The organism is Arhodomonas sp. KWT (assembly GCF_010993615.1).
In genome coordinates, this window is the sequence record NZ_WNXE01000779.1 from 1 (window position 1) to 784 (window position 784).

1 protein-coding gene is annotated in these 784 nt (G+C 74.7%); it reads right to left on the reverse strand.

Going from position 1 to position 784, the window contains the following annotated elements:
* The coding region (locus tag G7A99_RS22355; RefSeq protein ID WP_205600009.1) for a patatin-like phospholipase family protein at window positions 1-748 on the reverse strand (748 nt) is incomplete at its 3' end.
* Window positions 749-784 lie beyond the last annotated feature (36 nt).

Here is a 784-nt window from a genome sequence, read left to right on the forward strand (position 1 = left end):
TGTCCGGGGCGACGAGGCGCACGAGCACGATGTCGGTGCAGCCCTGGCGCAGCAGCGGCGTCAGGGGCGGGTTGCGGGTGTAGTAGCCGTCCCAGTAGGCACCATCGCCGATGCGCACGGCGTCGAAGACCATGGGGTGCGCCATGGAGGCGAGCACGGCGCGGGCGGTGAGCGGGTGGGTGCGGCCGCGCCCGTCCGGCGTGTCGAGGAGGCGGCGGGGGCGGGGGTCGTTGCTGAACAGGTGCGCCAGCCCGGAGTGGACCTCGGTGGCGGCGACGGTGACGAAGGGGCGCCGGGCCGGCAGGGCCGCGGCGTCCGGGTCCTCCACCAGCGTGGGGGCCGCGGCCGCGGCGAGGTCGCGGATCATGTCCAGGGCCACGCCGCGGAAGTGGCTCATGGGCATGGCCTTGGGCACGCCCAGTGCCTCCAGGTGGCGGTGCAGGCCGATGAGCAGGCCCAGGGCCTCGTCCGGGACGAAGCGCAGGGCGTGGTAGCGCTCGCGGAGGAGGTCCTCCATGCGGTTGAGCCGCCAGAAGGCGTCGAGGTAGGTATCCGGGGCGATACCGTCGTGGATGGCGCGGGCGAGCAGCGCGGCGTTCAGGGCGCCGCCGGAGGTGCCGGTGACGGCGTGTATGCGCCCGGGCGGGATTGGCCCCTCCGGCCGGATCAGGGCCGAGAGGACGCCGGCGGTGAATGCGGCGTAGGCCCCGCCGCCCTGGAGCGCCAGCCCGATGCGTGCGCCGCCCATGGCACCTCCCTATCGTCCTGCCCGCCCCACTCGTAT